Genomic DNA, 13,158 nt, shown 5'->3' on the forward strand with positions numbered 1-13,158 from the left:
TTTCGAACAGGGCTGTGAATGAGCGCGCCGGAGAATATGGAAAGGAAATGATTTCATGGAAGTCATACTGATACAGGACGTTCCCTCCCTGGGCGATGCCGGAGACACGGCGAGCGTCGCCCCTGGGTACGCCAGGAACTACCTGATTCCGAAGAAACTGGCCCTCCCCGCCACCGCCGGAAACATCCGGCAGTGGGAGGACATGAAAAACACGAGAAAGAAGGCGAAGGAGCGGGACACGCACGCCGCCGAGGCCATCAAGGAGCACATCGAGGCCCTGAGCATCACAATCGCCAAGGCCGCCGGAGAGGAAGACAAGCTGTTCGGCTCCGTCACATCCTCGGACATCGCCCAAGCCCTCGAAGAACAGGGTGTCGAGGTCGATCGCAGAAAAATCGTCCTGAGTGAAAACATCAAGCGGCTGGGCGATTACACCGTATCGATCAAGCTGATGACCGAGGTGACCGCCGAGCTGAAGCTCGAAGTTGTACGGGAGGAAAAGGAGTAATCCCACCCTCCCTTTGTCCGCCCGGACGCATCCTCTCTTTTCTCATAGACCCGGGTGTGCGGGTGTGATATAATGCCCGTCGAATAAAAAGGCGCGACGGAGATGGTCATGACCGTGGGGCCCCAGCGGGAAAACAAAAAGGACGAAGAACTCCTGCGGGTGCCCCCACAGAACATCGAGGCGGAGCAGTCCGTTCTCGGGGGTATTCTTCTGGAAGAGCGGGCCATCTCCGAGGTCATGGACATCCTCACCCCCCAGGATTACTACCGCGAATCCCACAGAAAAATCTACTCCGCCATGACGGCGCTGTTCGATAAGAACGAGCCGGTGGACCTCATCACCCTGACCGACGCAATGAAGAAGGCCGGCACCCTGGAGGGATGCGGCGGCACGGCGTATATCTCGTCGCTGGTGGACAACGTCCCCACCGCGGCGAACATCGCCTATTACGCCCGCATCGTCAAGGAAAAGGCCATCCTGAGGAGCCTCATCTCCATATCGGGAGAGATCATCGCGGACAGCTACGAAGATCAACGCAACGTCGATGAGCTGTTGGATTTGGCCGAAAGCCGCATCTTCCAGATATCCGAGGAAAAGATAAAGCCCGCCTTCATCCTCATGAAGGACATCGTCAAGGATACCTTCAAAATCATCGAGACCCTTTACGAGAAGCAGGAGCGGATCACCGGCGTCTCCACCGGATACAAGGACCTGGACGACATGACCGCGGGCTTTCAGCCGTCGGACCTGATCATCATCGCGGGACGCCCCGCCATGGGAAAAACCTCCCTGGCCCTGAACATCGCCCGAAATGCGGCGGTCAACCGGGAAGTCCCGGTGGCCGTCTTCTCGCTGGAGATGAGCAAGGAACAGCTCGCCATGCGGCTTCTCTCCACCGAGGCCCGCATCGATTTTAACCGCATCAGAAACGGCCACATCCGTAAGGAGGAGTGGCCCTCCCTCATACACGCGGCGGGGGTGCTGTCGGAGGCGCCCATACTCATCGACGATACCGCGAGCCTCAACCCCCTGGAGATGCGGGCAAAGGCGAGACGCCTGAAGGCGGACAGGAATATCGGCATGGTGGTGGTGGATTATCTCCAGCTGATGACCGGCAAGGGACGGGCGGAGCGGAGGGATTTGGAGATATCGGAGATCTCCCGATCCCTGAAAGCCATGGCCAAGGAGCTGAACATCCCGGTGGTGGCGCTCTCCCAGCTCAGCCGGGCGGTGGAAAGCCGGGAGGACAAGCGCCCGATCCTGGCGGACCTGAGGGAATCCGGGGCCATCGAACAGGACGCCGACGTGGTGGCGTTCATCTTCCGCCGGGAATTCTATAATCCGGATACCGAGGATAAGGGCATCGCCGAGGTGATCATCGGAAAACAGCGAAACGGTCCCACGGGAACGATCAAACTCTCGTTTCTCCGGGAGTATACACGGTTTGAAAACCTGGCCCGGCGGGATGATTTTCACTGAGAAACCAACCTTTTACCATCGGCAACACAAAATTACCACCGATCACGTTTTTTCCTTGAAAAAAACTTGACATCACAATAATAATATTATATAAGCTTGGATTTGTATCGAGGAAGCACGGCGGGCCGTTAACTCAGTCGGTAGAGTATCTGCCTTTTAAGCAGAGAGTCGCTGGTTCGAGCCCAGCACGGCCCACCAGCATTTATACATTAAACGGTTTGTCTCTTTTACACGGACGCAACGTCCCCATCGTCTAGCCAGGCCTAGGACACCGGCCTTTCACGCCGGCGACAGGGGTTCAAATCCCCTTGGGGACGCCACAGAATTTTTGAAGGGGCCGCATCGTTTCGATGCGGCCGCCTTTCATGCGTGGGCTCTGTGGATATCCCCATAATCTCTTGACAAGACGGGCGGTGTCTGCTACATTTTTAACTCCACGGCAAAACCGGGCCATTAGCTCAATTTGGTAGAGCAACTGACTCTTAATCAGCAGGTTCTAGGTTCGAGTCCTAGATGGCCCACCAACTTTATATAAAAACGGGACTCTTCGGAGTTCCGTTTTTCGTTGTCCTTCGGCCCGGAGACAACCTGAAAGCATTAATCACTTTTCTCCGTATGTTTCCATGAACGGCCCATAGTGAACGCCCTGTATAGTATTTCTCACCCAATACAAAAAAAGGCCCGGAGTATATCCGGGCCTTCCATCGGCGAATGATGAGTCGCCGCATCTGTCATTACTACGGTCGGTGGCTCGCCGGTCCGACTCCCACATTACCGGGCTGCCGTCCGGCGGTAGTACCCGTACGGCCGGTGCTGGGAGTACTCGTATTGCTCGGTGTATTACCCATGCCTACATCCACCCCCTCAAACGCGGTCTCCACGTACTCCTTGTCGAAAAGCAGTACCACGTCCCCCTCCTCTACGAAGATGGGATCATACGTCTTGATGGTGCGCTCCTTGTAGTCGATGACTACTTCCTTGTCATACCGCTCGATGCTACCGTCGGCCTTGACCACCGCCACGTCATACTTACCGACCTCGTTGTAGTAGGGCATGGAGATGAACTCCAGTTCCTCTTTCTCTGGGTCGATGCTGCCGTGAAACTCCAACTCTGATTTATCCTGAGTCGCCTCGAAGCTCTCGATGGCGGGAAACAGCGTCGGATTCTCCGACACGGAGAGCGCCGCCAGTCTCCTCAGATCGTCATCGCCAAGATACTTCCGGTACTCGAAGGGATCCAGAGCGCTGGTATTGACGATCCTCAGGTCGTCAACGACGGTCCCGACAAACACGGGAAGAGAAATAACTACGATAAGTGCGAAAACCATAAGAAACATTCCCTTTTTCATTTCGGCCTCCTCATAAAAAGGTTTTATGAATATGTGTATGATACGGTTTCAGGATATCAAAAAAGGGAGAAGGGACTGTAACGGAGGTCAGACTCAAATGATAAAATTTCAATATTCGTGATTTTAATTACACTTTTTAGGAAATAAATGCGCTTTTTTCATGAAAAAAGCGGGGGAGTGACCCCCGCTGTATGATATTGTCCTCCGGTAGAGAATATTTCCTATTCTTAAAACTCGATTAATCATTTTCAGTGAAGCCAAAACCAAGCCGCCTGGAGAAACACCCCGGAGACGGGAAGAATCGATTTGAATGCTATGAGAAAATCCTTCGTTTCCACACGATCTCATTCATTTCAATTTTAAACTGATTCAGTGTCGGGATGAATCGCTCGGCATATGGCTCGGAAATCGTAAAATCGTATCCCGCAGAAAATTGACGTTTACAACAAAATACGGAGTGCGTGAAATACCCCCGCCGATCCCGAACACCGTCTTTACATCATACTTTCTCACAAAATCCTGAGCGGCGATAATTTTTCTTCCCTTGCTGTCCGTTTCGGTCTGTGCGTCCTCCACATAAAACACACCGCTCATCGATCCAAGGGTCTTGGTGACGATATCAGAATCCCTGCTGTCGATCCAATCCAGATCCGCGCCCAGGGACTTGAGCAGTCGCGACATCATCGGGATCGCCTCGATGAAATCGGCGGAAGCCAGGGGAATGCCCACATGGCCCTGTGATTTTCTTCGATCATTCCAGGAAACCTCCACACCGTTGGTTCCCAGGAGTGAAAGAACGGGGGTTTGATCCTTGATAAGTTCCGTTATGTTGGTCTTTTTCGCCAGCCCCGTTACAAAATCTTTGTTTTTGTCCGGCAACTGGGCAAATGGAACTGTCACAAATATACGGGTCTGGATGATGGATTCCCTGAACGTTTTATACAGCAATTCAGTATACTTTTGTGACGCATCTTCCAGAGTGGAACTGCCCTTGACTATGTCAGATACCATTTTCAGATTTCGAAGGAACTCCGATGATTTTTCATCTCCAATCTTTGCCATGACTTCCTCCTCTCATAAAAAAACCGCGGATATTATTCCACGGTTACAGAAACATTATCATATGAAGAAAATAATTCGATTCGACACCCATCATCAGGTGGTTCGGGACAGTTTATCAGCAGGTATGGCTTGATGGTGTATTGAAACATACATGTACGTTTTGTGTATAACGAAAATAACATGTTTTCCACTAAAAACGTTCTCATTATGAAGCTTCATCCAAGTTATGATGGTATTGCTGTTGTTCAACTCTTAATTAATGTATGTGAAAGAGACTCACACTCACACGACCAAATTGAAACTATTTAACTAATATAATATTGCTTTTTCAGGTATCTGTCAAATGCTTTTCCGTTGCCGCACTGCGCCACCGGATATGCGATTACTCCTGTACATAACATTGGTAGAGCCGTTATTGGTACTTCGGCGAAAACTTCACCTGTATCCGGTTTGTAGTCGGCTATTCCCTCCGTTGTTCGGCATCCGGGTATCTCATTATTTTAATGAGCGTGAGACCTCAAAAAAAGGCGGGGGATCCCTCCCCCGCCTTTTCGGTTTGTGTGGTGCTATTTAGTTTTAGAACTCGTACTTCAGCTCCAGCCGTCCGCCGTACTCCCAGGTGGTGGTGTCGTACCCGAAGCTCGCGGGGCCGTTATAGTCGAAACGACCGGAAACGCCGAGAGCCGGAATCCCGTTGTACGTGCCCCCACCGCTTCCGTCCAGCTCGTAATCGAGCCCGTCCAGGGGTATCCGCACCATGCCGCCCAGGGAGAGGGTCAGCCGGTCGACCGGCATGAAGGACACGTCCGCGGCGAGGGTCAGGTTGTGGAAGAAGTCCCTGTCGTCATAGGACGTCGTGAGGGTCGGCACCGGTGGTACATACAAAAAGGCTGATCTGTAGGAACGATCGAGGTCCATCACCCCCCAGCCGAGGTCATAGCGCATGCCGAAGGCGGCGGAAAGGGAATCCGAGAAATCCTTCTCCATCGTCACGTCCAGGGAAAAGACATTCCGCTTTTCCGAGACCGATTCATCGAATACGGCCGCGTTGCCGGGGACAAACGGGCCGAAGAGGGTGCTCGCCATGACGGTCCGGTACCAGTAGTCGTTGGCGTACTCCCAGTGGGTGTAGGAAAGGGCGAAACCGAGATCCATGGGGTCAAGGGCCAGGTCCACCCCCGCGCCCCCGGAGAGGCTCCATTCGGCATAGTCGTTCTCGTGGGCGGTGAGCCCGTCCGCCGTCGGCAGGGCCGTCAGGTACGTCGGAAAGAATAATCCAGTCCCGGTGCCGTCCAGGCTCCAGTCCATCGTCGCGTATGCGAAATCGGCGAAGAACGGCATCGATATCGTGTCGTTCAGCGCGTATGCCACGTCCAGTCCGGTGCCGATGTCCCATCCGTCCAGGTCCCGGGAATCGAATGCGTGGGTGTGGGTTTGGAGTCCCAATACGGCCGGGATAATGGGATGGTTGCTGTAAAACCTCGCTCCCTCCTCAACCCCGCCGACGATGAATCCCATCTCCACGGACATATCCAGGCTCAGGGCGTCCGTCGGCGCGACCGAGAATCCCAGCACCGGGGCGAAGCGGTGGTAGTCCATGTCGAAGGACCGGCTCATCGTAGAGATTTCGTTGGGATTGAAGATCGCGGCCGTCCCGGCCGATGAGAGATCGAAGTCGCTGCGGTCAATGACGTAGTCGTACTTGAAGCCGACGCCCATCGAAAAGGCCTCGGCGAGATCCAGGTCGAGCAAGAGCGCCAGAGAAATATCATTTACATCAGAATCGCTGCTGTAATCGGAGAAATGAGAGACATTGTTAATTGTCAGAGTCTGGGTGAACGTGGTATCTCCCTCCATGCCCACGTCGCCGTAGCGATACCGCAGGAAGAACCCGAAGCGCGCCGCGTCCGAGAGCCCCAGGGTGAATCCTGCGTCGGTTACCCAGTTGTTGACCTGGTATTTTTCGTCGCCGGAGATCGCCACACTCCCCGGTATAGGAGGTAAGATGATATTCCTGACCGTATAGAACCCGTCAACGTCCACGTCGGTGGTGCTCCCCAGGTAATAGGAGCTCAGAAAAAACAGCACGTCGTTCTCGACCGCCATCAGGGCCGGGTTGGCGAGAAAATCCTTTCCGCCGAAGGACCCGTCATGATAGGGCAGGGCCTTGGGCACGCTGTAGAAATTCGCCTCTTCGACGTACAGGTAGTCCTGGGCCGTTGCGATAACCGGCGCCACCAGCAGCACCGTCGCCGCAAGCACAACAAGACTGAAAAATGTTCTTCTTCTCATGGGGACCTCATAAATAAAATAGACATTATTTCATTTTCTCAAAAAAACATTTTATGTCAAGCTATTTAGAAAAATTTTAATGGACATCTTTGAATATGCATCTTTTTCGAGAATCCTCCGGCCGGGAACAAACATATACTGCTCAGAGATGCGTATCAATACATACATTAAAAAAGCGGGGGATCGCTCCCCCGCTTCAGTGGTTGATATGTCGTGATTTTTTAGAATTCGTACTGCAACGTGTTGAAGACGGACCAGATCTCGCCCCAGTCGCCCCGGGTGCCGTCGGCCTTCTCATAATCAAAGGAGTCTCCGGTAAAGAGCACCGCCCCTTCGAAGGTATACGTCAGGCCCTCCATGATCTCATAAGACAGCGCCAGGTCGATCTCCCAGCCCAGGTCGTCTGACACCTCCCAGGACTGGTAGGGGTAATTTACCCCGGCATAGTATATCATCGGGTGCAGATAGGCGGGACTCTTCGCGGCAAAAAGCCCCGACCGGGTGCCCATCGTATTTATACCGATCTCCTCGGTCCACTTGGCCCAGATCACGGCGCCGCTGATGGTCAGCTTGTCCATCGGGCAGACCTCGAAGTAGCCCTTGATGGCGGTGATGTTCTCCATGGTGTTCGCCCCAAAGAGCCCCCCGGTGCCCCACACGGAGCTCAGTCCGTCGTTGTGGCCGCCGGTGATGATATGGGCGAACGAAAAATCGCCGTCGTTCGTCACGAAGTTCATGTTCACATGATCGACGGAGATAACGTTCATCGGAAGAGCCGGATTCAACCATAAGTGTTTCTGGCCGCTCCCCATTATAAATGCCGCACCGACCCGGAAGAGGTCGTTGTAGTAGGAGACGTCGGCGTAGACGTTCCACCCGGAAATATCGAGATCTTTTCGTGCGTTCTGGGAATAAAGCAATCCAGTAAACCCGTAATAGGGATCAGTTGTCATCCCCTCGGTGTAGTGACCATTCGCATCGCCGAAGAGCCAGGACGCCTCCACGTTGACGTCGATCATGTCGAAGAAGGTGCCGGTGTACCCCACACCCACAAAACCGACCCAGGCGCCGTAGTCCGCGAGGGGACTGATGATCGTTCTGGAGTTGTTCAGTACGCCGCCCACGCCGCTGCTGCCGGTTGCGTCCTCATCCCACAGCACGCCGCTGTAGACCTCCAACACGTGACCCTCGATGGGCGTCACCAGGATATCCAAACCCACGAGGTCGGCGTCCCAGTTATACTCCCAGGCGTCGGGGCCGGCCGTCACCCGGTCCGAAATCTTGAAGTAGGAGAGCGATACGGTCACGGGACCCCAGGTGTTGGACCAGCGGGCGCCGTCTCCGGCGGTGTCAAACGTAAAGAGGTTGCCGTACCCCTCGAAGAACCGGCCCACGGTGAAGGTCCCCACCGGGGGAACGGTAAACTCGATAAACGCCCGATCAATATAGTTGGCGTTATTTGCGTTGATGCGCAACGCACTTCCCCGGCCCCAGGTATCCTCGGCGATATCCAGGCGGATTACCGCTCTCAGGTACTCGCTTCTGGTGTGGGTGATCGTCAGGCGAAAACGCTGATCGAAAAAGCCGGTGTACAGGCCATCCTCGTGGCTCGGAACGTTACCGAGATCATCGTATTCCTTGTCGAAGTTCCACTCGGTGATGGACCTGACCCGATAGGCCCCTTCGAATGTCGTTTCGGCGGCGAAAACCGTTGACACGAACCCCACAACCAGGAAACCGGTGAGTATAAAAAGTAATAGCTTTTTCATTGACCTCCCCCTAAACAATATACAAGATAAGAGTATTCATAATACTTAAGTTTAAATATATAGTTTTAACAATCCCCATGTCAAGGAAAAATTAATTTTTTTTAATGATCTGCTTTCTCTCTTTGAATACCATCTATCCATCAAAACCCTCCCCCACCGGCGCAAAACGAAATCACCCTTTTCCAACGGCACCGCCGCAATCCCACCTTTCGGGAAAATCCATTGCCGGAACCGATTTTTTTCCGTACAATATCGCTCACACGAATCAGTGACAAATATACAAAGCCGACCGCCGTGCTGAGAACGATGTTGCCGGAAACAGTATATTTCAAGGCGGGGCGCCCCACACGCACAGGAATTTTCGTTTCAATCGGAGGGCGGCAGATAAAAAACTACAAAGTTTGTAATTTTTACCTTGACAGACACGACATTTGAGGCTATCGATAAACCTGTCGAAAAAGCACCGTCGCCTAACATGAGAACGATTCTCCCCTCCCTTTGAAAGAACGCTGAATCCTTGGTTTTACCGGACACGACATCCGACGCACTTACAAAACCCACCGTCTGATTTCTGGTGGGTTCAAAAATAGCGACATATAATGATAACATGCGGCTTTTAAACACCATAACCGAACGAGAGGTTTACAATGAAAACACGGAGAGTCTGCTCCCTAATATCGGCGATGCTGTTTATCGCCCTGATGGTGGCGGGGTGCGCCGGTGTGACGCCGGCACCGGAAGCGACCAGTCTTTCTATGGTGACCGTATCCGACATCCACAGCAACATCCTCCCCTATGAAACCAAGGTTGAAAAGGATGGAGAAAAGGTTGAGGTTGTCGTCGGCGGGATGGATCGCATCGCCGCCCTTGCGGAAACTCAGGAGGGACTGGCCGACGGGTCGCTTCTGGTTTCCGGTGGAGACAACCTGATGGGCTTTTTTTACAAGACCTTTGACGGCGTGCCGGAGATCGAATCCATGAACATGGCTGGATACGACATCACATGTCTGGGCAACCATGAATTCGACCTGGGGACCGAGGCGTGCGGAAAGGCCATGAAAAACGCCGAATTCGACATCGTGTCTTCCAACCTCACCGTCACCGAGCCGGGACTCGCCTCACTGGTAAAACCGTACGTGATCAAGGAGACCGCCGGGGTGACAATCGGATTCTTCGGCCTGATGACCCCGGACCTTCATCGGGTGTCGTCGGCGGGATCCGACGTGGTGGTCGATAACGACCTGATCTCCGTCGCCACGGAAATGGTCAACGCCCTCAGAATTGAAGGGGTGGATATCATCATCGCTCTGACCCATATCGGCAAGGAGTTTGACGAGCTGGTGGCGAATAATGTCGCCGGCATTGATATTATCGTCGGCGGCCACAGCCACGATACGTTCTGCGAGACCGTCAAGGGTCCCAGAGGGTGGGAGACCATCGTGCTCCAGGCCGGCGTTAACGCCAAGGAGGTAGGAGTGCTCACCTTCGATGTGGCCGGAGGGAAAATCATCGCCTCCGAGTGGAAGACGGTCCTGATGGACGAATCGGTGGGCAGCGACGAAGAGATCGCGGCGTATCTTGCGGAGTATGATAAAAAACTGAAAAAGCAGATGGAGCGTCCCGTGGGCGAAACCCTTGTGGATCTCGACGCCCTGTCGGCCAACGTGCGCTCCCGGGAATCGAACCTGGGCAACCTCGTCACGGACGCTTGGGTGGACTGGTTCACCCGGCCCGACACCGAGAACCTCATCGCCCTCATCAACGGCGGAACCCTCCGAGGCGACCGGTACTACAAGGCGGGTCCCGTCACCTACGGAGACCTGATGGAAATACACCCCTATTCCAACTCGATCTTTGAGGTTTCCCTCTCGGGGAAGGACCTCCTGCAGGTCCTTGAAATGAGCGCGTCCGCCATAAACGTGGAGGGAGACGGCGCCGCAGAGGACGAGCGCGTCCCCGACGGCGGTTTTCTCCAGGTCAGCGGTCTGAAAATCGAGATCGATCTATCGGGGCGGCCCTACAGCGGCATATACGACGGCAGGGAGCTCGTGAAGATCATCTATCCCGGCGATCGGATCACCTCCGCCCTGGTCAAAGAGGGGGGAGAGTGGGTTCCCATCAATCCTGACAAGATGTACACGGTTCTGGTCACCTCGTGGACGGCCGCCGGCGGCGACGGCTACGCCCCGTTCATCGCCGCTGAAAAGATCGACACCACCGTCGATATCGTAGACGCCCTGTGTACCTATATCGAAAAACGTGGGCCGGTCAGCCCCGAAATCGAGGGAAGGATCGTGGTAACCGAACCCTGAGGATGTCCTCCGTACACGACATGATCACGACACACGAACCCGGGATGGAAAATCGTTCCTCCCGGGTTCTTTTTCATTCCGATCTCTCCAACCGCACGACACACCGCGAGGGAGTCTCATTCGGGACATATCCCACAAATACACCATTCAGTGAATGAACACTCTTCAGCATAGGAAAAATTTGCATCAAATCAAACAATCATGTATACTGAAACATATTTTGCATAAACGTATATCATTCTCAAACAGAATAGGCAGAGAGTCTATTGAACGAGACACCTAAAAAACCGAATTTCGGTAGTTTCATATCGGGCACCCTGATCGATCTCTTGGAGGCGTTTTCCGATTCCGGACTATCCGGAACGCTTCTCATCAGCTCGAAACTGGGTATCGGCACCATCACAATCCACCGGGGAGAGGTGATCTTCGCCTTTTCCTTCGAGTCATCACGGAGGTATGCCCACGAAATGGTGAAGGCCGATCGTCTCCCCGAAGGGTTGGTGGAACCCTTTATCGCCCTCATCAGGAAGGGGCCGTACACGGACAACGAAGCCGATGTGCTGATCGAATCGGGCATGTCCCAAAAAAAGCTCGAGCAGGCTGTGGACATGATCAACCTCTCAACGCTGACATCTATAAACAAATGGGAGGGGGTTTATCGCTTCTACGAAGAAGATTTTAACGCCCCTCCCGTACACAAAGTGGTCGATAAAAAGCGACTCCGCACAGCCCTCACCGAATCGGGGAAGACCGAGCCGGATATTGTCGATATAACCCTGAACGACATCATCTCCAGAGAACTCTACGATATTACACAGAATGATCAATCGCCGATGGATATCCTCTCCTCCAGCGCCCGGCAGGTGTCACTGCGACTGTCGCATTTGAAGCCGAAGGATGTGGTGATTCTCGTAGGACCGAATGACGAGTTTCGAAATAGTGTTGCGGGGAATCTTGCGGATTTCGGCCTGTTCGTGGAGGATTTTAAAACCCCGGCGGACGCCTTCGAGCATATCACCGGCAGACAGTCGGAAGACATACCGGTTATACTCGTAACCGATATCGGATCGCCCGAAAATCCCGCCGATTCCAAAGGGGGTGACGGTTTTCAACTACTCAGAAACGTCAAGGAGTATTACCCCCACATCCCCGTCATCATCACCGGCGGCATGATAGACCCGAATATCCGCCTCAAGGCGCTCTTTTGGGGCGCCAGCGGCTTCATCCATACACAGGGATCCGAACCGATACTGGAAACACCCTCCCCACAGGAGATCACCCTGTTTACCGAGGAGCTGTTGTATGTCATTTGGAATATCATCAAGACCAGGGAGATACTCATCGAACGGGAGCATATGTCGTCGCTGGAACAGGAGATGATAGACACCATCATCGAGGATTTCGACGATATGCTCGACAAGCAGGGAACGCGCGCGCCATTGAAAATACTGGTCGCCGACGACGAAAACGAAATTCGCTCGGCAATTAGGCAGTATCTTACGATGGATGGGTACAAAAATATAGACGAGGCATCAAACGGCAGAGAAGCCGTGGACCTTTTTACGGAAAAAAAACATGATCTGATTATTCTCGATCTTGTCATGCCGGAAATAACCGGCATCCAGGTCCTGCGTCATGTACGGTCCATCTCCTCCAGGACTCAGGTAATCATCATTACCGGAAACGCGGATAAAAACTCCGCCATCATGGCGGTCAAGCTGGGGGCGTTTGACTTCATAGAAAAACCCTTTGATTTTCGGGAGCTGTCATCCTCGGTATCTAAGGCCCTGGAAAAAAATACTATGCTCCGCCGATCATTGTAACGATGTGTTACCATCATCCCCTCTTCCTGCAAGCCGGGAAGGGATCGGTATTAAACTCGTATATTCCGATTACAAACTCGCCCCCTTTCCTGCGAACCGCACCGATCGGCCGAGTTTTTTCTCTCGATATGTAAACGCATCACCGGTATCGGGTGTATCGGTGAAACAAATCGGGTTCGGATTATTCTTCCACACCATATACATTAAAGACGAGGAGCGGACGTAGCGCGTTTTCTGTTGACAAAAATGCCGTCTTCAACTATATTTATACGGATATGTTATTTTTTTTAGGGACACACCACGATTATTCATCCAATTCTCCCACGATCATTCACTATCCATGATGCGAGAGTGGCGAAATTGGTAGACGCGCTGGATTTAGGATCCAGTGGATGATTTCCGTGGGGGTTCAAGTCCCCCCTCTCGCACCACTTTCCATCCTGCATCACACCCCGCCCGTCGTACGAAGAAACATGAATATGCAAATAAAACAGATACACAGAACCAAAGACACAACAGATCTCCCGTATTTCGGAGGACACACACAGCTCAAGGACAGTCAGT

The 13,158-nt window shown here is 53.2% G+C and carries 8 protein-coding genes and 4 tRNA genes; 8 read left to right on the forward strand and 4 right to left on the reverse strand.

The genetic code is table 11. The features are described from left to right. The first annotated feature begins 55 nt into the window (after positions 1-55). From JW885_16050 to JW885_16070, 5 genes are all read left to right on the forward strand, one after another. Positions 56-508 carry a 50S ribosomal protein L9 gene (locus JW885_16050; GenBank protein ID MBN1883681.1) on the forward strand — a complete coding sequence of 151 codons (453 nt, stop codon included), beginning with the start codon at positions 56-58 and terminating at the stop codon, positions 506-508. A gap of 108 nt (positions 509-616) precedes the next feature. After that, a complete protein-coding gene (dnaB, locus tag JW885_16055; protein MBN1883682.1) occupies positions 617-1,987 on the forward strand; it encodes a replicative DNA helicase in 1,371 nt (456 codons plus the stop codon). Between the two features lie 122 nt (positions 1,988-2,109). After that, a tRNA-Lys gene (locus JW885_16060) sits at positions 2,110-2,185 on the forward strand. 44 nt (positions 2,186-2,229) lie between these two features. Further along, a tRNA-Glu gene (locus JW885_16065) sits at positions 2,230-2,307 on the forward strand. Between the two features lie 127 nt (positions 2,308-2,434). Next, positions 2,435-2,511 (forward strand) — tRNA-Lys (locus JW885_16070). Between the two features lie 213 nt (positions 2,512-2,724). Here the strand turns inward: JW885_16070 and JW885_16075 are convergent. The 4 genes from JW885_16075 to JW885_16090 form a co-directional block, all read right to left on the reverse strand. Further along, positions 2,725-3,336, reverse strand: coding sequence for a hypothetical protein (locus JW885_16075; GenBank protein ID MBN1883683.1), 612 nt, complete (start codon positions 3,334-3,336; stop codon positions 2,725-2,727). Between the two features lie 369 nt (positions 3,337-3,705). Then, the gene (locus JW885_16080; protein ID MBN1883684.1) at positions 3,706-4,398 is read right to left on the reverse strand and encodes a hypothetical protein; all 693 of its coding nucleotides are present in this window, start codon (positions 4,396-4,398) and stop codon (positions 3,706-3,708) included. A 576-nt stretch (positions 4,399-4,974) separates the two neighbouring features. Continuing rightward, entirely contained in the window at positions 4,975-6,690 is a 1,716-nt protein-coding gene (locus JW885_16085; protein ID MBN1883685.1) for a hypothetical protein, read from the reverse strand. A gap of 221 nt (positions 6,691-6,911) precedes the next feature. Then, positions 6,912-8,459: a hypothetical protein gene (locus JW885_16090; protein MBN1883686.1), complete on the reverse strand. Its 1,548-nt coding sequence runs from the start codon at positions 8,457-8,459 to the stop codon at positions 6,912-6,914. Positions 8,460-9,106: 647 nt separating this feature from the next. Here JW885_16090 and JW885_16095 point away from each other — a divergent pair. The 3 genes from JW885_16095 to JW885_16105 all read left to right on the forward strand — a co-directional run bounded on the left by JW885_16095 (position 9,107) and on the right by JW885_16105 (position 13,025). Next, on the forward strand, positions 9,107-10,771 hold the full coding sequence (locus JW885_16095; protein MBN1883687.1) for a bifunctional metallophosphatase/5'-nucleotidase: 1,665 nt from the start codon (positions 9,107-9,109) through the stop codon (positions 10,769-10,771). 266 nt (positions 10,772-11,037) lie between these two features. Further along, the gene (locus JW885_16100; GenBank protein ID MBN1883688.1) at positions 11,038-12,594 is read left to right on the forward strand and encodes a response regulator; all 1,557 of its coding nucleotides are present in this window, start codon (positions 11,038-11,040) and stop codon (positions 12,592-12,594) included. Between the two features lie 345 nt (positions 12,595-12,939). Continuing rightward, positions 12,940-13,025 (forward strand) — tRNA-Leu (locus JW885_16105). Positions 13,026-13,158: the final 133 nt, after the last annotated feature.

The organism is Candidatus Zymogenaceae bacterium (assembly GCA_016931225.1).
Classification (GTDB): Bacteria; Desulfobacterota; Zymogenia; order Zymogenales; family Zymogenaceae; genus JAFGFE01.